The 18,557-nt window shown below is 69.6% G+C and carries 17 protein-coding genes; 5 read left to right on the top strand and 12 right to left on the bottom strand.

Features of this window, described 5'->3' with window-relative positions; all coding sequences use genetic code 11:
- Window positions 1-284: 284 nt before the first annotated feature.
- Together BIV24_RS22285 and BIV24_RS34515 are read left to right on the top strand one after the other, a co-directional pair.
- Window positions 285-1,154 carry an alpha/beta fold hydrolase gene (locus tag BIV24_RS22285; protein ID WP_071368163.1) on the top strand — a complete coding sequence of 290 codons (870 nt, stop codon included), beginning with the start codon at window positions 285-287 and terminating at the stop codon, window positions 1,152-1,154.
- 47 nt (window positions 1,155-1,201) lie between these two features.
- A complete protein-coding gene (locus BIV24_RS34515) occupies window positions 1,202-1,360 on the top strand; it encodes a hypothetical protein (protein WP_177198792.1) in 159 nt (52 codons plus the stop codon).
- A 98-nt stretch (window positions 1,361-1,458) separates the two neighbouring features.
- Here BIV24_RS34515 and BIV24_RS22275 read toward each other — a convergent pair whose 3' ends face one another.
- The 5 genes from BIV24_RS22275 to BIV24_RS22260 all read right to left on the bottom strand — a co-directional run bounded on the left by BIV24_RS22275 (window position 1,459) and on the right by BIV24_RS22260 (window position 5,468).
- Entirely contained in the window at window positions 1,459-2,001 is a 543-nt protein-coding gene (locus BIV24_RS22275) for a hypothetical protein (RefSeq protein WP_071368161.1), read from the bottom strand.
- Window positions 2,002-2,246: 245 nt separating this feature from the next.
- The gene (locus BIV24_RS22270) at window positions 2,247-2,795 is read right to left on the bottom strand and encodes a hypothetical protein (protein ID WP_071368160.1); all 549 of its coding nucleotides are present in this window, start codon (window positions 2,793-2,795) and stop codon (window positions 2,247-2,249) included.
- A gap of 81 nt (window positions 2,796-2,876) precedes the next feature.
- On the bottom strand, window positions 2,877-3,074 hold the full coding sequence (locus BIV24_RS32290) for a hypothetical protein (protein ID WP_079168442.1): 198 nt from the start codon (window positions 3,072-3,074) through the stop codon (window positions 2,877-2,879).
- A gap of 347 nt (window positions 3,075-3,421) precedes the next feature.
- Complete coding sequence (locus BIV24_RS22265) at window positions 3,422-3,955, bottom strand: hypothetical protein (protein ID WP_071368305.1); 534 nt, start codon at window positions 3,953-3,955, stop codon at window positions 3,422-3,424.
- Between the two features lie 307 nt (window positions 3,956-4,262).
- Complete coding sequence (locus BIV24_RS22260) at window positions 4,263-5,468, bottom strand: helix-turn-helix domain-containing protein (protein ID WP_071368159.1); 1,206 nt, start codon at window positions 5,466-5,468, stop codon at window positions 4,263-4,265.
- Between the two features lie 258 nt (window positions 5,469-5,726).
- On the opposite strand from BIV24_RS22260, the gene BIV24_RS22255 reads away from it, so the two are divergent.
- A complete protein-coding gene (locus BIV24_RS22255; RefSeq protein WP_071368158.1) occupies window positions 5,727-6,068 on the top strand; it encodes a DUF5713 family protein in 342 nt (113 codons plus the stop codon).
- Window positions 6,069-6,233: 165 nt separating this feature from the next.
- Here the strand turns inward: BIV24_RS22255 and BIV24_RS22250 are convergent, their stop codons facing one another.
- The 6 genes from BIV24_RS22250 to BIV24_RS22225 form a co-directional block, all read right to left on the bottom strand.
- Window positions 6,234-7,157, bottom strand: a complete 924-nt coding sequence (locus tag BIV24_RS22250; RefSeq protein ID WP_071368157.1) for a S66 peptidase family protein — start codon at window positions 7,155-7,157, stop codon at window positions 6,234-6,236.
- Window positions 7,154-9,118 (bottom strand): S9 family peptidase, encoded by a 1,965-nt coding sequence (locus BIV24_RS22245; RefSeq protein WP_177198791.1) that lies wholly within the window; start codon window positions 9,116-9,118, stop codon window positions 7,154-7,156. Before BIV24_RS22245 ends, BIV24_RS22250 begins: the two co-directional genes overlap by 4 nt.
- A gap of 17 nt (window positions 9,119-9,135) precedes the next feature.
- Window positions 9,136-10,449, bottom strand: a complete 1,314-nt coding sequence (locus tag BIV24_RS22240) for a M20/M25/M40 family metallo-hydrolase (protein WP_071368155.1) — start codon at window positions 10,447-10,449, stop codon at window positions 9,136-9,138.
- Window positions 10,442-11,275, bottom strand: coding sequence for a M55 family metallopeptidase (locus BIV24_RS22235; RefSeq protein ID WP_071368154.1), 834 nt, complete (start codon window positions 11,273-11,275; stop codon window positions 10,442-10,444). Before BIV24_RS22235 ends, BIV24_RS22240 begins: the two co-directional genes overlap by 8 nt.
- A gap of 315 nt (window positions 11,276-11,590) precedes the next feature.
- A complete protein-coding gene (locus BIV24_RS22230) occupies window positions 11,591-12,607 on the bottom strand; it encodes a cation diffusion facilitator family transporter (protein WP_071368153.1) in 1,017 nt (338 codons plus the stop codon).
- 161 nt (window positions 12,608-12,768) lie between these two features.
- The gene (locus BIV24_RS22225) at window positions 12,769-13,671 is read right to left on the bottom strand and encodes a sugar phosphate isomerase/epimerase family protein (protein ID WP_071368152.1); all 903 of its coding nucleotides are present in this window, start codon (window positions 13,669-13,671) and stop codon (window positions 12,769-12,771) included.
- A 249-nt stretch (window positions 13,672-13,920) separates the two neighbouring features.
- Here BIV24_RS22225 and iolC point away from each other — a divergent pair, with 249 nt between their 5' ends.
- Both iolC and BIV24_RS22215 read left to right on the top strand, forming a co-directional pair.
- The gene (gene iolC, locus BIV24_RS22220) at window positions 13,921-14,877 is read left to right on the top strand and encodes a 5-dehydro-2-deoxygluconokinase (RefSeq protein WP_071368151.1); all 957 of its coding nucleotides are present in this window, start codon (window positions 13,921-13,923) and stop codon (window positions 14,875-14,877) included.
- A 76-nt stretch (window positions 14,878-14,953) separates the two neighbouring features.
- Entirely contained in the window at window positions 14,954-15,841 is an 888-nt protein-coding gene (locus BIV24_RS22215) for a Cgl0159 family (beta/alpha)8-fold protein (RefSeq protein ID WP_071368150.1), read from the top strand.
- A 43-nt stretch (window positions 15,842-15,884) separates the two neighbouring features.
- Here BIV24_RS22215 and BIV24_RS22210 read toward each other — a convergent pair whose 3' ends face one another.
- Window positions 15,885-18,305 carry an MFS transporter gene (locus BIV24_RS22210; protein WP_071368149.1) on the bottom strand — a complete coding sequence of 807 codons (2,421 nt, stop codon included), beginning with the start codon at window positions 18,303-18,305 and terminating at the stop codon, window positions 15,885-15,887.
- Between the last annotated feature and the right edge of the window lie 252 nt (window positions 18,306-18,557).

Genomic DNA, 18,557 nt, shown 5'->3' with positions numbered 1-18,557 from the left:
GACCAGCATGGACGGCCACCGGCTCCGCCGCCCGACAGACGGGGGCCGAACGGGTGAGCCCACGTCACTCTGACGCCGGTACGTCCAGGGTCACTGTTCCGCGTCGGGGGTTCGATCCGGACCACGAGCGCCATACCGACCAAGCCAGTTGGCCCGCGTCGGCAAAGTCGCGCGTCTCGCGGCGCTGATCGATGATGGTGTCGACCGTGCGCAGGACGGCTCCGCCTTCGCCGTTGACGTCGGGCTTCGACCTTCGTGTCGTGCTGAATGAAGGGGCTGGAGTGATGGCATACGCCGTGCACCACCGCACCGCCGTCCTTGATGACCTGGAGGTGTTCTACCGGGAGGCCGGCAACCCGCGGGCGCCCGCAGTGGTCCTGCTGCACGGCTTCCCGACCAGCTCGCACATGTTCCGGCACCTGATCCCGGCACTCTCGGACCACTACCGGGTCATCGCACCGGACCACATCGGCTTCGGCCAGTCGGCAATGCCGGGCCTGGACGAGTTCCCCTACACCTTCAATGCCCTCACCGAGATCACCTCGGAGCTCCTCGACCACCTGGGCGTCGACCGATTCGCCATGTACGTGCACGACTACGGCGCACCCATCGGATGGCGGCTCGCGCTCCGGGACCCGCAGCGCGTCACAGCGATCGTCACACAGAACGGGAACGCCTACACCGACGGCTTCGTCAAGCCCTTCTGGGAGGGCTTGTTCGCCTACGCCCGGACACCCGGTCCAGAGACCGAGGCACCGGTGCGCAGGGCGCTGACCGCGGAGGTCACCCGCTGGCAGTACCTCAACGGCGTAGCCGATCCCACCCTCGTCAGCCCCGACAACTGGGTCCACGACCAGGCGCTGCTCGACCGGCCCGGCAACGACGAGATCCAGCTCAAGCTCTTCCGCGACTACCCCACCAACGTGGACCTCTACCCGGCCGTCCACCAGTATTTCCGCGAGTCCCGGGTTCCGCTGCTGGCCGTTTGGGGAGCGAACGACGAGATCTTCGGTCCCGACGGTGCCCGCGCCTTCCAGCGGGACCTGCCTGAGGCCGAGGTCCACCTGGTCGAGTCCGGGCACTTCGCCCTGGAGAGCCATTTCGACGTCATCACCCAGCACATCCGTGACTTCCTCGGCCGTGTGATCAGCTGAAACGGTCGGGGGCGGTGCTGGGCGATGAGCCGGCCACGACATGCTCCTTGCTCTCTCCTCTGCCCGAACAGACCACCGTCACCTTCAAGCTCGACTGGGATGTGGTGTCAACCGCCGACGGAGATGTGATGGCGGGTGGATCGGACATCCTCATGCTCGACGAAGACGGCCGGATCAAGACCGACTACATGTTCCCAGGGCCCTGACCCGCAGTGACGGAGGCCTCCTGAACCTTCCGGGCCCCGCCTCGAGCGACGAATTCGATCGTCGATACACAACGGCGTGCGTGCAGGGTGTACTTCGGCTAAAGACGGTCACGCACGGGGACACCGGGCGCGAAGTGGGCGATGGCGGTGACCAGCCGCTCCTTGTCCAAACGCCACCCGGTCACCGCCCGGGAAGCGAACGCTACGTCTTCGGGTACCGAAACGAGGCGTCTCACGACGGCTCGGGACTTCGGGCCGTCCCCGGGCAGTGCCGGAGCGCCCTCTCGCCGGACGAGCCCCACATAGGACAGGCTGGCGCTGCCCGTGACCTGGCGCCAGAGCACGAAGCCTGTGATGTCGTCCCAGGGCACGTGGACGGTGGTGGCCCTGTACCGAGCGGGGTTTCCACCAAGGAGTACACCGGTCTCGTCCACCCGGAACGCGACCTTGCGACTCATCGCCATGTACGCCATGAACAGCCCGCCCCCGCCGAACAGCGGCAGGCCCAGGATCCGCCCGACCAGCGGCACGTCCGGGAGCAACAGGATCGCGGTGAAGAAGGCACTGGCCGCAACGACTCCAGTGGTCCTGCGGTCCCAGCCGTACCGCGCCTGGTAAACGGGGGAGGTGTTCTCGGTCACGGTTGGAGCATGACAACGATTGACGCTCGGGGGAAGCCTTGCGCGTACCACTCATGGAGCGTTGGCGCAGCACGGTCCGCGAGCAACCGGGGCGGCTCACTGCGTGGTTCGTCGACCAGACAGTGGTTCGTGATCGGCACATAGGCCGGTGTCATGTCTCAAAGCGTGGCACCCAAGCCCGGACAAGACATCCCGCATCTGCGCCCCCTGATGGGCGTGGTCAAGGAGCAGGCGACTGACAGGGCTCACTGCTCAGGTTGCCACTCATCGAACACCCAGCCTGGGTATGAGGTGCCGAGATAGGGCAGGTGCGCATCCCAGTCCATAGAAGTCAACGTCTGTACGGGTTGCAATGCGATGCGACTGTCCGAGCCGATGTCGAACCCCCAGGAGAAGCCAGTCAGCGGAAGGACTCGCCGTTCGGTGCCATCCATCGGTGTCCACGCCAAGTAGCTGTGGGCCGTCCAGATGAGCGGCTCTCGCCCGGCCCGGGACGGCGCGTCGAACAAGGTGGGTTTGACGCCGAAGAACGCGTATGGCGACGGCGCATCCTCGAAGAGGTAGAACGGGTCCATGTCGAAGGCGGCCCCAGCGGAGGTGTTGTCCGTCGAACGCACCAGCTGGACCCAACCGAAGAGGGCCCGATATCCCTTTTCCGGGTAGTCCACCACAGCGGTGCAGCTCGGGAAGCCCTGGGCTGAGGGGTGCTTGCCGATCGCGATGGGATCGTCCACGCGCTCCACCGTCACCGTCAGCGAGCCCTGTGTGTCGTCACGTAAGAAGGGAATGATCACGGCCTCACTTTGCCGCTTGGACACCTTCGCGACAAGAGCAGCCTTTCGAGACCTGCCCGCAGCACCACAGGGCAGCTCCACTCACCGTCGTCTTCTCGGATGCGGCTCCATGTGACGGCTGATCTCCACGTTGCAGTCCGAGACCTTCGACTGGTCCCCAGCGCCTGCGGCCTCCGCGCGCTGCTTGGCCAGCGCCGCGCACACGCGGCAGCCTCGTACGGGTTGCGGCCACTCCGGCGGCAGACCGAGGTGAACGGGTCCGCTCATCGTGTTCGACATCAGGATTCCTCCACGGAAAGTCAATAGCCGCCGGGGTCCGACACCGACCGGCGTGTTGTTCTCCCCGGTCGCTGACAGGTTGCGGCTGCTTGCCCCTCCACAAGGTGGTCAGCCGGAACCGTGACCCCACCCCGGCCAGGCGTGTGTCTCGGGGGAATGGCACCAACGCCCTACCTCAGGTCTCGGCGCATACCCGCAGGGTTGGAGCGTGCGAGGGGCAACTCCTGCTGACGCTCACGATCAATGTGACGAGCACAGCTACGTACAGGATTTGGGCGGCACGTTGGCTCACTACAGCCCGGCCTCCACGACGCACACCCCTCCCCGCGTCCAGAGGGGCGCCCTTGTTACTCAATGGCATACGTCGCGTCGCACGCCATCTGGTACCTGCCGAAGGCGAGGAATTGGGACACGGCTTCCGGCGAGGCGAGAACCCCCGCGCTGTCCATCGGCGCGCACCAATAGGAGCGGCCCTGCTGGGGAGTCTTTGCCGTCACCTTCGGGACGCCGAGATAGTGGCCACGCCCCAAGTACTCGGCGTCCTCGTGGGTGGCGGCCCACGCCTCCCGCGTGCCTGCGCTCGGCGGTACGAGCACGTAGTAGCAGTCGATGACACGGTCGGAGAACACCGGCCCAGCGAGCACCTGCGCGAGATAGGCGTCGACCTCCCGAGGGCGGTCCGTCCCGGCCGCAGCGCGCACCACCACACCGGAGGTACGGACCGCGCCGAACAGCGTTCCGCACCGCAAGAGGGCGACTCCGGACTCCTTCCACTCGGCGCGAGCTCGGTCGTTGTCTGCCGTCGCCGACAGAAGCCAGTGCTCTACGGCGAGATCACGTTCGGCTCCGGAGGTCAGGAGCGGTTCCTGACTCGTATGCATGCCGTTCACGCTCTCACGCCGCGTCATCTGCTCGACGCCATCACATGCGCGCCGTTCTTCGGTGCTGTTCACTCGTCGGCCTCCACTTCCACGAGGCACGTCGAGCGGCGGGCTGCTCGCAGCCGACGCGCTCACGTCTCGCTCCTTGGGCTAGGGGCTGCGGCGCCGACCCGACCCCTGGCGGGGTGCAGGGGCAGCGCCGCCCTGTGGTGATGACGCTACGAGCGCGCGCCATTACAGCCCAGCGACTCAAGGCACCAGTCGCCCAGCCAATTCTCTTGCCGGTAGGACGTGCTGTCCTACCCGTTCACAAGGTCGGGTCCACGCCCAGACGCGCCGCCAAGGACCGCAGCGGGGTATTGCGACGACGCTCCGTCTCAAGCATCTCCCGAACTGTGGCCGCGGCCAGAGCCTGGAAGCGGATCCATTCCGGCTGGACCTTCTCTACCTCAAGCAGCGTCGCCAGTGCCCCTTCGCTGTCGCCGGTCTGATACTGGGCCTGCGAGACATCCACCCGGTATGCGGAACAATGCACCGGCCGGGAGATCTCATCCAAGTTCACGTCATCGGCGAACCGCAGCGCATCAGCAGGACGCGTCTCGCTCCCGGCGAGCGCAATGTTCACCTTCTGGGTGCGGACATCGACGACGCTGAACGCCGTGCCGTAGGCCTTGACGCGGCCCGAGCGAACCGCTGCGGCCTCCGCCACGGAGAGCAACGCCATAGCCTGGTCGTGATCGTCCCGTCGGGCCGCTGGGGCGGCAGCGGCAAGCAACAGATTGCCGTACACCGCAAGCTGCGCAGGGGTTCCCTTCATGAAGGACGGCTCCAGTACTTCCGCCTTACGCTCAGCGATGTCCTGCGCTTCCTCCCACCGGCCCTGCCGCAGCAGTAACCACGACAATGTGCTGACCCCCATACCCTCCATGAGGGGGTCGGAGGAGCGTGCGGCGGCTGCGAGTTGCTTCTCGACGGCCGTGTAGGCCCAGTCCGGGTGTCCGGCCTGCGCAGCAAGACAGGCGGCAAGCTGATAGGCGAGCGCAAGTTGCCGCCACACACGCTCTGTCGGGGTCTCACGGGCGACCGCGCGTCCGTCGCGCAACAGCAAGGGCAGCGTTCCGGCGAGTTCGGAGTACTCGCCGTGCCAGTACTTGGATGTCGCGTCACGCACGTCGTCCACCCAAACCTGTTCGCGGGGCGGCTCTTCCAGATTTTCATCGGCAGGTACGCCAGGGAGGGAGTCGATGTTCTGGATGGCGTCACGCAGGGCGAGTAGTCCACCGTCGTCGGTGAGTTGCTGCATCACAGTGGGCTGCCCTACGAGGCGTTCAAGTTGCACATCGAGGGCGCGTGCTAGGGCGCGCAGGGTGTTGATACGCGCGGACTGTCGGACGCCCTGCTCCAGTTTGCGGATGGTGTCGACGTGGACGCCTGCGCGGTCGGCAAGTTCTTCTTGGGTGAGGTCGCGGAATTCGCGCAGGCCACGAATACGGTCGCCAATGCTGGTGTTCATATGTACCCCGCCAGAAGGTAGGTATCTGTCCACGGTACTGCGGCCAGGTTGTAGCTGCGTGGATACGCGATACAGCGGAGCGGATGCCTTCGGTTGCCCCAGCAAAGCTCGTCGACACGGCGCCCGCCACAGTGTCGCCCAGGGCCGCTTGCGAAACTACCGGTTACGACCCATCTGGCACACACGGGCGGCGTGTCGTTGTCAGTGGTGTGCTGCATGATCGGCACCTCGGTTCGTCTACGGGGATGGGGAGGCACCATGCCGATCACAAACCAACAAATAGCAGGACGTGCGTTTCTGCGGCAGCTCTACGCGGACTCGTACTTCCCGGATCACGTCGTCGACAAGGGCAGGGTGATCCTGCTGCGGCTGTGCGAGCGGATTGAGGCTGAACAGCCGTCGGATCTGGCGGCCCTGTATGCACTCACCCAGGCCTCGACGGAGGAGTTCAACCGTCTGGAGGCAGAGTTCGAGGCAGCCGGGAGTGAGATCGAGACGGTTGCGCGCGAGGAGATCGCCGAGGACTTCTGGTTTGTCGCGTCGGCCTACGGGTTCACGGACGCGGACGTCGAGAAGCTGATCGCCACTCGGGATTGGTGAGCGACGGTGGGAAGGCCGGCTGCCGGTCACTGCACCGACGGCGGGCACGCTGTCTCAAGCCCGCCGACAGATCGGTGCAGCGCTCCTGCGGTGGCTGGTCGACCCGCCGCCCTGACGGCACAGGCGGCCGGGCCACTCCCCTCCCATCCAGGCGATCTGCCCAGGTCACGCCAGCGCCGGTACGTCCAGGGTCAACGTCCCCGCATCCGCGTCCAGTTCACCCTCCACCCCGAACGGGATCGTCAGCGCGTCCTGCCCGTGCCCGAAGCCGAACTCCTCCACGACCGGCACGCCCAGGCCGCCGAGCCGGTCGATGAGGACGGGACGCAGCTGCTCGTAGGGCCCGCACCCCTTCCACGAGCCGAGCGCGATCCCGGCGACGCCGTCCAGCCAGCCGGAGCGCAGCAGTTGGGTGAGGATCCGGTCGATCCGGTACGCCTCCTCTCCGACGTCCTCGATGAGCAGGAGCCCGCCCCGGGCGCCGGGCCGGGCGTGCGGAGTGCCGAGTTCGGACGCGAGCAGGCTCAAACAGCCGCCGAGGGTGACGCCCCGGGCGCGGCCGGGGACGAGCGTGACGCCCGAGGAGGTGATGGCGCGGACGGTTTCCGGCGCGAACAGCGTCGCCCGCAGGTGCTCCTGGGCCCGCGTGCTCTTGAGGAAGTCGACGCCCGCCGCCATCGGCCCGTGCAGGGTGACCAGGCCGAGGCGGGCCGCGAACGCCTCGTGCAGTGCGGTGATGTCGCTGAAGCCGACCAGCACCTTCGGCCCGGCGGCCCGCAGAGCTTCCCAGTCGAGGAGGTCCACGATGCGCTGGGCGCCGTACCCGCCCCGGGCGCACAGCACCGCGGACACGTCCGGGTCACACCAGGCGGCCTGGAAGTCGGCGGCCCGGTCGGCGTCACGCCCCGCGAGGTAGGGGAAGCCGGGGTGCCGGTCGAGGACGTGCGGCGCCACGACGGGGTCCAGGTCCCAGCCGCGCAGGATGTCGAGCCCGGCGGCGAGGCGCTCCTCGGGTACGGGCCCGCTGGTCGCGACGACGGCGACGCGGGCGCCGGGGGCGAGTCGGGGCGGCCTCGTGAGGGGTGTCACTTACTGAGCTCCAGAGTGGGGACGCAGGGCGGGTTCAGTCCGAAGACCTGTGCGTACAGGGACAGTTCGGCCTCCAGCGCGCGCACCATCGTGTCGGCGCGGCGGAATCCGTGCCCCTCGCCCTCGAAGGCGATGTAGGCGTGCGGAACCCGCCGCCCGTCGAGCCGGGCCAGGAACCGCTCGCACTGCGCGGGCGGGCAGATGGGGTCGTCGAGCCCCTGCAGCAGCAGGAAGGGCGCGGTGATCCGGTCGGCGTGTTCCAGGGGCGACCGTTCGGCGTATCGGTCGGGCACCTGCGCGTACGGCCCGACCAGGCTCTCCAGATACTGCGACTCGAAGTCGTGGGTCTCCCCCGAGCCCCAGTTCGCCAGATCGAGGACGGGATAGATGATCGTGCCGCAGGCGTACACGTCGGTCGTCGTCAAGGACGCCGCCGTCGTCCAGCCACCCGCGCTGCCGCCGCGCACGGCGAGCCGGTCGCGGTCCGCGGTGCCCTCGTCGGCGAGGGCGAGCGCGACGGCCGCGCAGTCCTCGACGTCGACGACGCCCCACTGTTCGCGCAGCCGGTTGCGGTACTCCCGTCCGTAGCCGGTCGAACCACCGTAGTTCACCTCGGCGACGCCGATGCCGCGCGAGGTGAAGTAGGCGATCTCCAGGTCGAGGACGAGCGGGGCGCGGCCCGTGGGACCGCCGTGCGCCCACACCACGTACGGCGGCAGTTCGCCGGCGGGCGCGATGTGGCCGGGGTGGTGCGGCGGGTAGATGTGCGCGTGGATCTCGCGGCCTCCGGGGCCGTTGAAGGTGCGGATCTGCGGCTCGGGGTAGTACGCCGGGTCCACCGGGTCCTGGTGCCCGGAGCCGATCACCCGGGCGCGGCCGGTGCGGGAGTCCAGTTCGACGACCTCGTACGCGCTGCGCGGGCCGGCACCGACGGCGACGATCCGACTGCCGTGCACGGCGAGCGTGGGCGCGAACTCGGTCCAGCGCCCGGCCGCGTCGACGACCTCGCCGCGGTCCGGGTCGAGCACCCCGAGCCGGGCGGCGCCCTTGCCGTGCAGGACGGCGATCAGCCCGTTCTCCAGCGGCGCGAACCAGCGCTGCCCGACCTTCCACAGAGGTCCGCCGAACTCCTCCTCGCGGGGGCACAGCGGCACACCGTCCCGGTACAGGTTCCACCAGCCGGTGCGGTCACTGGCGTGCAACAGGCTGCCGTCCGCCGCCCATTCGGCCTGGGCGATCGACTCGTCGGGGCCGCCGGCGACCGTGGCGGGCTCCCGGAACGTCCCGTCGCCGGCCACGTCGACGACGATCAGCTCGGTGCCGTCCCACGGCATTCGGGGATGGTCCCAGGCGAGCCAGGCCGCACGCCGGCCGTCCGGCGAGAGCCGGGGGCCGGTGACGAACCGGTGGCGGGCGTCGGTCAGTTCACGCACGGCGTCGCGGTCCTCGGACGCCGAGCCGTCCAGGGGCACGGAGACCGCCACCCGCCGCACGTCGGTGGGCTCGTCACCGGTGAACTCCTCCAGCACGCACCACACTTCGCCGCGCTCGAGGTGCACCTGCGGGTCGACCCAGCGCAGTCCGCCGCCCACCGCCGAGAGCGGAGTGAGCGGACGCGGCCCGGCCCCGGGGGCCTCCGGCTCGTACACGTACAGCCGCTGGTCCGCGAAGTGCACGAACACCACCAGGGGCCCCTCGGGACGCATCACCCCGGCCCAGGGGCGGCCGCCGTACTCCATGACCCGGCTGCGTACGTTCCACGGCGCGGGCAGCACCGTCTTCTCCAGGCCGTCCGCCGTACGCCGTACCAGCGCGCGGCGCCCGCCTTCGGTGGGGCGCGGCTCGGTCCACCAGGCCTCGTCGCCGACGAAGCCCACCGCCTCCGGCTGCCCGTCGTGCGCGGCGGCGAGCGCCGCGTCGATCGGCGAGGGCCACGCTCCGTACTTCAGGGTCTGCACCATCTCCCCCACTTCCGTTCTCAGGCCGTGCGCAGAAAGCGGTCGAGGACGCGGACACCGAAGTGCAGCGCCTCGACCGGGACACGTTCGTCGACGCCGTGAAAGAGCGCCTGGTAGTCGAAGCCCTCCGGGAGCTTCAGCGGAGCGAACCCGTATCCGGTGATACCGAGTCGCGAGAACTGCTTGGCGTCCGTGCCGCCCGACATGCAATACGGCACCACGTGTCCTTCGGGTGCGAACTCCTCGACGGCGGCACGCATCCGGGCGTACGTCGGCGAGTCCACCGGGGCCTGCAGCGCGACTTCGCGGTGGTGGAACTCCCATTCCACGTCCGGGCCGGTGAGTTCGTCGAGGGTCGCGGTGAACTCGTCCTCGCCACCAGGCAGATAGCGTCCGTCGACGTAGGCGACGGCCTCCCCGGGAATCACGTTGATCTTGTATCCGGCGCTCAGCATGGTCGGGTTGGCGCTGTTGCGGACCGTGGGCTCGACGAGCGCGGCGGCCGGGCCGAGCTTCCGCAGGAGGCCGTCGGTGCCGTCGGGGTGGTCGAGGTCGGCGTCGAGGCCGTACACGGCGGCGAGTTCGGTGAGTGCGGCGCGCACCGTCGGGGTGAGCCTGAGCGGCCACTCGTGGGCGCCGATGCGGGCGATCGCCTCGGCGAGCCGGATGACCGCGTTGCTGCGGTTGACCTTGGAGCCGTGTCCCGCCCGGCCGCGCGCGGTGAGCTTGAGCCAGCCGGTGCCGCGCTCGCCCGCCGCGATCGGGTAGATCTGCCGGCCGGCGCCGTCGTGGAAGGTGAACGCCCCGGACTCGCTGATGCCTTCGGTGCACCCCTCGAAGAGGTCCGCGTGGCGGTCCGCGAGGAAGCCGGAGCCGTCCTCCGCGCTGGCCTCCTCGTCGGCGGTGAACGCGATGACGAGGTCGCGCCGTGGTCTGACGCCCGAACGCGCCCAGTCCCGGACGACTGCGAGGATCATCGCGTCCATGTTCTTCATGTCGATCGCGCCCCGGCCCCAGACGACACCGTCGCGGACCTCGCCGGAGAAGGGGTGCACGCTCCAGTCCGCGGCCTCGGCGGGCACCACGTCGAGATGACCGTGGACGAGCAGCGCGTCGGCGGAGGGATCGGTGCCCTCGATGCGGGCGACGACGTTCGTCCGCCCGCTGGTGCGTTCCAGCAGCGTGGGCTCGAGGCCCGCCCCGGCCAGTTGCCCGGCGGCGTACTCGGCGGCGGGGCGCTCCCGGCAGTCGCCGCCGCCGCGGTTGGTGGTGTCGATGCGGATGAGGTCGGACGTGAACCGTACGACCTCCTCGAGTGCCTGCTGGTCAGCCATACTGCTCCTCCACCGCGTTCGAGGCGATCGTGGTGACTGCCTTGAAGGTACGGATCCCTTCGTACATGGTTGCGCTCGTGTACGCCACCTTCCGCTCGCCGATGCGGTCCACGCCCGGCACCACGGTGGAGGCCATCGCCAGGTGCTCGGCGTCGAACTCCAGGGCCACGGTGAACGGCCCGCCGTCCACCGGTTCATGACGCACGGCCAGGGACGCGGCCTCCTTGGCAGCGGCGCGGATGTCGGCGGCGGTCCTCGCCGGGGTGCGGCACACGGCCGCGTACCGGGAGACATGGTCCTTGACCGCGACCTTGAGCGCCTCGGGCGCGTACCCGAGCGCGTCCTCGCAGGCCACGTCGTCGCCGGTGACGAGGATGACGGGCACTCCGTACTCGGCGACGACGTGCGCGTTCAGCAGGCCCTCGCTGGCGCGGACGTCGTTCACCCACACCCCGGTGAGGGAGTTGGCGAGGAAGGTGTGCGCCAGGACTCCCTCCATACCGGCGCCCGCGTGATAGCCGACGAACGCGATGCCGTCCACGTCCCCGTGCTGCACGCCCTCGACCATGGAGAGGGACTTGTGGCGTCCGGTGAGCATCTGCGCGCGCTCGTCGAGCTGCTCCAGGAGCAGATTGCGCATGGTCCAGTGGGCCTCGTTGATCAGCACCTCGTCGGCGCCGCCGTCGAAGAACCCGAGCACGGCGGCGTTCACATCCGAGGTGAACATCGACCGACAGCGCTCCCACTGGGGTGTCCCGGGCAGCACATCGGCCGGCCAGGTGACTCCGGTGGCGCCCTCCATGTCGGCGCTGATGAGGATCTTCATGCCCGGCTCCGTCCTCTCCAGGTCAGAGAGCCCGAGGGAGCTCGCCGACATGAGTGGTTGACATCAGTTCCCTCGGCCCCCGGCGACGCCTGCCTGTCCCAACACTGCGCCGGGAGAGCAGCGCGAGTGTAAACCGACATCGTCGTGTCGGCATGACCGAGTCAGGGTGAAGTGACTCTCGGTTTGATCACGGAAAGGTTGGATCCCGCCCATCCCGGCCTGACTCGGCTCAACTCGGGCCCTCTCGGCCAGAACACTTCCGGTGCCCGGACTTCCGGCCGGGGCCGAAGGAGCCCGCGAGCGGCCCGTGCGGGGTCAGTGTCCGTTCGGTCCCGGCCGGTAGACGGGGCCGTGGGCATCGTCGCAGTGCTCGGCGGAGCCGGCCGTGGGGGAGGTGCTCTGCAGCAGGTCCCCGGCCTCGGTGTCCTCGCCGACGTGGTCGACCTGGAGGGTGGTGTGGGTGATGCCGTAGTCGTGGCGCAGGACTCTCTCCAGGTGGCGGCGGACGGAGTGGCAGTCGCCGTCCGGTTCGACCAGGACGTGTGCTGACATGGCGGCCTGGCCGGAGGTGATCTGCCAGACGTGCAGGTCGTGCACCTCCACGATGACCGGTTGGGCGACGAGCCGGTCCCCCAGCGCGTCGGGGTCCATGTCGGCGGGCGCGGCCTCCAGGAAGATGCGGCCGGAGTCGCGCAGCAGCCCGTAGGCGGCCTTCACCATCAGCGCTACCACCAAGAGCGTGGCGATGGCGTCGGCACGCTGGAAGCCCGTCAGGACGATCACGAGCGCGGCGACGGCGGTGCCGATGAAGGCGAACAGATCGGTCAGGATGTGCTGGTAGGCACCCTCGATGTTCAGGGAGGCGCGGTTGGCCTTCGCGATGCACCAGGCGGCGGCCATGTTCACGACGATGCCGACCAGCGCGGTCACCAGCATCAGCCCGCCCCGGACCTGCGGCGGCGAGACGAGCCGCTGGACGGCCTCGACGGCCAGCCACACACCGAGCAGGAACAGCGTGAGGCCGTTGGCCTGGGCGGAGAGGATCTCCGCGCGTTTGAGCCCGTAGGTGAAGCCACCACCGGCCGGGCGGGCGGCGAGCCTCATCGCGATCAGCGCCAGCACGATGGCGACGGCGTCGGTGAGCATGTGCGCCGCGTCGGAGAGCAGGGCCAGGGAACCGGCGATGACGCCGACGGCCACCTCCGCCGCCATGAACACGGTGATCAGCACGAGCGAGATGCCCAGCCAGCGGCGGTCGGCGTGCGCCGACACACCATGGGCGTGCCCGGCGTGGCCCCCTGAACCGTGCGCATGCCCGTGGTCGATCGTCATGGTCGGTCCGCCTTCCCCCTCGCATCGAGTGCCTGAAACCGCAGTGAAACGCATCGGCGCGGGAATCACCAAAGACTGCAGCGGTGACCGTTGTCATCTCCGATAACAAGCCCCTGACCTGCGTAGACGCAAAGTAGTGGTGGGTTGCCGCCGCGGAGTGGTCAGGCGCCGCAGGAGCGGAGGAACGCGCGGGTGCGTACGGCGATGGGCAGCGGCTTGCCCGGCGGGCAGGGGTACATGTCCTGCTCGACGATGGCGAACAGTTCGACGCCGAGGCCCTGGGCGGCGGCGAGGACGGGTTCCAGCGCGGGCACGCCGGCCGGTGGCTCGCACATCACGCCGCGCTGCACGGCGGGGCCGAACGGCACCCCGTTCGCGACGACGTCGGCGAGGATCTCCGGGTCGACCTGTTTGAGATGCAGATAGCCGATGCGCTCGCCGTAGGTCTCGATGAGCTTGACGCTGTCGCCGCCGCAGTAGGCGTAGTGACCGGTGTCCAGGCAGAGGTCGACCAGATCGGAGTCCGTCGCGTCGAGGAAGCGCTCGACGTGCTCCTCGGTGTCGATGTGGGTGTCGGCGTGCGGGTGGACGACGATGTCGAGGCCGTAGGTCTCCCTGACCTCGTGGCCGAGCCGCTCCATGCCCTTGGTGAGGTGGGTCCATTGCTCACCGGTGAGTTCCGGCGGCTCGATGATCTCGGCGCTCTTGTCGTCCCGCCAGAAGGAGGGGATGACCACGAGGTGCTTCGCACCCATGGCCTGGGTGAGCGAGGCGACCTGGCTGACGTGCTCCCAGGTGGACTCCCACACGGCCGGCCCGCGGTGCAGCGAGGTGAAGACCGTGCCCGCCGACACCTTCAGGTTCCGCTTGTCCACCTCGTCGGTGAGCCGTGCCGGGTCGGTCGGCAGATAGCCGTACGGGCCGATCTCGATCCAGGAGTAGCCGGCTTCGGCGACCTCGTCCAGGAAGCGTTCCCAGGGCACCTGCTGCGGGTCGTCGGGGAACCAGACGCCCCAGGAGTCCGGGGCCGAGCCGATCCGGATGCGGTCCAGGACAGTGGTCATGTCAGGAGCTCCCTTCGATGGATGCCGTCACAGGTACCTGGATGCCCTACCCCGCGGTTGTCGATTCCAGCGCAGTATCGGTGGACCCCCTCAAGATTTGTCAAGACATCATTTCAGAAGTAGGTCCGAATGTAAGTACAAAGCCTTGACAGGGGGCGCCCGGCGGCCTACACCTGTGAGGCATCCGGGCCCGGACACCAGCCTTCCGGGCGGCCGCCGGCCCGCATCCCCGCACGAGGAGCGACGCGCATGCCTGAGCCCGCCGAACGATTCGATCTCATCACCATGGGACGCCTCGGGGTGGATCTCTACCCCTTGCAGACCGGTGTGCCGCTCCCCCAGGTCGAGACGTTCGCAAAGTTCCTGGGCGGCTCGGCGGCCAACGTCGCGGTGGCCGCCGCGCGTCTCGGCCGCACCACCGCGGTGATCAGCCGGACCGGTGACGACCCCTTCGGCACGTACCTGCACCTGGCGCTCAAGGAGTTCGGGGTCGACGACCGGTTCGTCACGCCCGTGGACACCCTCCCGACCCCGATCACGTTCTGCGAGATCTTCCCGCCCGACGACTTCCCGCTCTACTTCTACCGTCGGCCCAAGGCCCCCGATCTGGAGATCCGCGCCGACGAGCTGGACCTCTCCGCCATCCGTTCCGCCCGCATCTTCTGGATCACCGGCACCGGCCTGAGCGAGGAACCCAGCCGCTCGGCCACGCTCGCCGCCCTCGCGGCACGGAACAGGGCCGGTATCACGGTGTTCGACCTCGACTGGCGCCCGATGTTCTGGAACGACCCCGAGGCCGCACACCCCTACTACGCCGAGGCGCTGCGCCACGCCACCGTGGCCGTGGGCAACCTCGACGAGTGCGAGATCGCCACCGGCGTACGCGAACCACGGGCCTGCGCCCAGGCACTGCTGGACGCGGGCGTGGAGCTGGCGGTCGTCAAGCAGGGCCCCAAGGGGGTACTCGCCGTGCATCGCGACGGTACGACGGCCGAGGTGCCGCCCATGCCCGTGGAGGTCGTCAACGGACTCGGCGCCGGGGACGCCTTCGGCGGCTCGCTCTGCCACGGGCTGCTCGCCGGCCGGCCGCTGGAGCAGGTCATGCGCCATGCCAACGCGGCCGGCGCGCTCGTCGCCTCCCGTCTCGCCTGCTCCTCCGCGATGCCGACCGAACCGGAGATCGCCGACCTGCTCGCCCGCGGCTGACCGCCCCCTTTGAGGACCCCTCGCACCTGGCCGCCCGAGAGCCTCCTTGCATGCCACCCGGTGAACGGAGTCCGTCTTGAGCATCTGCATCGCCGACCTCGTCACGGTGCGCGCCCGCAATCCGCAGGCCATCGCCGAAGCCGCCGCCCGACGTGCGCGCCGCCCGCTGATCGGCGACAGCGGCCGCCTCATGATCGTGGCCGCCGACCATCCCGCGCGCGGCGCCCTCGACGTCGGCGATCGCCGCCTGGCCATGGCCAACCGGGCCGATCTCCTGGAGCGCGTGTGCATAGCACTGTCCCGGCCCGGCGTGGACGGGGTGCTCGCCACCGCCGACATCCTGGAGGACCTGCTGCTGCTCGGGGTCCTGGACGACAAAATCGTCCTGGGCTCCATGAACCGCGGCGGCCTCGCCGGCGCGTCCTTCGAGATGGACGACCGCTTCACCGGCCAGCGCGCCGAAGACATCGAACGGCTGCGCTTCGACGCCGGGAAGCTCCTGCTGCGCATCGACTACGACGACCCGGGCTCCCTGCGGACCCTGGAGTCCGCGGCCCGGGCCGTGGACGAGATGGCCGCGCGCCGTCTGCCGCTGTTCATCGAGCCGTTCCTTTCGCGCCGCGTCGACGGCAGGGTGCGCAACGACCTGAGCACCGAGGCTGTCACCCGGTCCATCGCCATCGCCTCGGGCCTGGGCGGCACCTCCGCCTACACCTGGCTCAAGCTCCCCGTCACCGACGACCCCGACGGCATGGCCGAGGCAGTGGAGGCCTCGACCCTGCCCGCCGTACTCCTCGGCGGCGAGGTCGGCGCGGACCAGGCGGGCACCTACGAGAAGTGGCGCGCGGCCCTGCGGCTGCCCACCGTCCAGGGCATGGTCGCGGGCCGGCCCCTGCTGTACCCCGCCGAAGGCAGCGTGGAGACCGCGGTGGACACCGCGGTCAGCCTGGTGACATCGCTGTGAAGCCTGCTGTGACCTCCGGGAAGAGGGCGGGCGAGGCCGCCCCTCAGTCTTCGTGCCCCAGCTGCAGGTCCCGCTCGGTCCTGCCGCCCCCGGCGACCTGGAGCACCGTGGCCACCGGCGGGTACCCGGCCGCAATCACGGTGTACTCACCGGAGGACAGGTCGACGAACCGGAACATCCCGTCGGCGCCGGTGGTGAGCGTGTCGACGACGTTGCCCGCGGCGTCGAGGAGCGTCACGCGCGCATCCTCGACGGGCCTCCCGTCTCCGGCGCGCACGGTACCTCGCAGCACCGCCCCGCCCGCGAGTTCGACGTCCTGCCGGGTCTCGCGCGATGCCTGCACGGTGACGGGCAGCGCGGCCGGGCGGAACGCGGGCGCGCTGGCGGCGAGGGTGTACTCACCGGCGACCAACTCGCCGATGACATAACCGCCTTCACGCCCGCTGCGGGTGCTCGCGACCACCTCTCCGTGCACATTGGTGAGCGTGACGGCGGCATCGCGCACCGGCGTTCCGTCGGCCGTGAGCACGCTCCCGGCGAGCCGGCCGGCGCCGCCGAGCATGACGTCCAGCTCCACCGGGCGTTCCCCGACGGTCACCGAGACCGCCTGCGGCTGGTGACCGCCGGCCGCGGCGATCAGGACGTACGACCCGGATCCGGGCGTGGACAGCGCATACCGTCCGTCCTCGCCGCTCGCACCCCGACCGATCTGCTGTCCCCCGACGTCGATGAGGGTGAGCGCGGCGCGCGGTACGACGGTGCCGTCGGGGTGCTGGACCGTACCGCAGACGGGCACTCCGGCGGCGTAGGGCGCACGCGCCTGCGGGACCTGGGCCGCGAGCGGGGACTCGCTGTGGGCGGCGAGCGAGGACTCGGCGGGGGCGTTGTGGGACACCAGTGGTTTCTCCTTGAGGAAGAAGGCGATGAGCAGGCCGAGGACGAGCACCGGCACGAGGTAGAGGAAGATCCGCGGCATGGCTTCCGCGTAGGCGTCGATGTACGCGTGGCGCAGGGCCGGGGGCAGTGCGTGGACCAGTTGCGGGGTGATGGACTGGGCGTCGGGCAGCCGGGCGCCCGCGCCCGCGGGGAGGCGCTCCCGCAGGGCGTCCGAGAGCCGGTTCGCGAACAGGGTGCCGAAGACCGCGGCCCCGACGCTGCCGCCGATCTGCCGGAAGTAGTTGTTGGCGCTGGTCGCGGTGCCGAGGTCGGCGGGGCGCGCGGAGTTCTGCACGGCGAGGATCAGGACCGGCATCACCATGCCGATACCGGCGCCGAGTACGGCCATCCAGACGCTGTACTCCAGCCTCGATGTGTCCACGTCGAGCCGGGACAGCAGCCACATGCCGACGGCGGACACAGCACTGCCGAGGACCGGGTAGACCCGGTAGCGGCCGGTCTTGCTGACGAGCTGTCCGCAGACGATGGAGGCGCCGACGACCCCGGCCATCATCGGCAGCATCAGCAGCCCGGACTCGGTGGCACTCGCGCCGTCGACCATCTGCAGGAAGGTGGGGAGGTAGCTGGCGGCGCCGAACAGCGCGACGCCGACGACCAGTCCCACCAGGGCGGTGACGTTGAAGACCGAGTCCCTGAACAGCCGCAGGGGGATGAGGGGTTCGGCGGCGAACCCCTCGGCGATCAGGAAGAGGGCGCTCGCGAGGACCGCGCCCGCGCCCAGCCCCAGGATGACGCGCGAGTCCCAGGCGTACTCGGTGCCGCCCCAACTGGTCAGCAGCACCAGGCAGGTCGATGCGGTGGCCAGCAGCAGCGTACCGAGCACATCGAGGCTGACCTTCACGACGGGCTTCGGCAGTTTCAGCACGGCGGCGACGACGGCCAGGGTGACCAGACCGAAGGGCACGTTGATGTAGAAGCACCAGCGCCAGGAGAGGTGGTCGGTGAAGTAGCCGCCGAGGAGGGGCCCGGCCACCGAGGCGAGGCCGAAGGACGCGCCGATCAGACCCATGAAGCGGCCGCGTTCGCGGGGCGGGACGATGTCCGCGATGATCGCCTGTACGCCGATCATGAGCCCGCCGGCGCCGACGCCCTGGATGGCGCGGAAGGCGATCAGCTGGTCCATGCTCTGCGCCCGTCCGGCGAGCGCCGAGCCGATGACGAAGACCGCGATCGCGAACTGGAAGACGCCCTTGCGGCCGAAGAGGTCGCCGCACTTGCCGTAGACCGGCAGGCCCACGGTGGAGGTCAGCAGATAGGCAGTGATCGCCCAGGACATCCGCTCCAGGCCGTGCAGCTCGCCGACGATCTTCGGGAGCGCGGTGGCCACGATCATCTGGTCGAGCGCGGCGAGCAGCAGCGCGAGCATCAGGCCGACGAAGACCAGGCGCACGCGGCGGGGGCTGAGATCCGCCGGCTGTTCGGGGCCGGTCGGCTCCTGGGGCGTGACCGGGACCACGGGCGGCACTGCCCGCTCGCTGTCCACGTCCATCACCGTCGTCACGCCCACGTACCGCTCCCCTCGTCGCGTCTGCGCCGCCCAATTTCTCGCACTGCGCGACAACTGCGATCAAGCGCGACGATTCACCTTCGGGAGGCACCCCGCACGGGTATCCGCCGGTCGGAGCCCTACGGCGTACAACCGCACCGTGTAGAAAACCACTCGAAACGGTGAGCGTGAGATTCAGCCGGACGACTGACGAAATGCGCTCCGGGGGCTCGGATCGCGGGATCCGCGCCCCCGGAGCGCACGGGGAGGGGT

Source organism: Streptomyces colonosanans, assembly GCF_001866645.1.
In the GTDB taxonomy this organism is placed as follows: domain Bacteria; phylum Actinomycetota; class Actinomycetes; order Streptomycetales; family Streptomycetaceae; genus Streptomyces; species Streptomyces colonosanans.
This window is presented reverse-complemented; position numbering and strand designations above follow the sequence as displayed.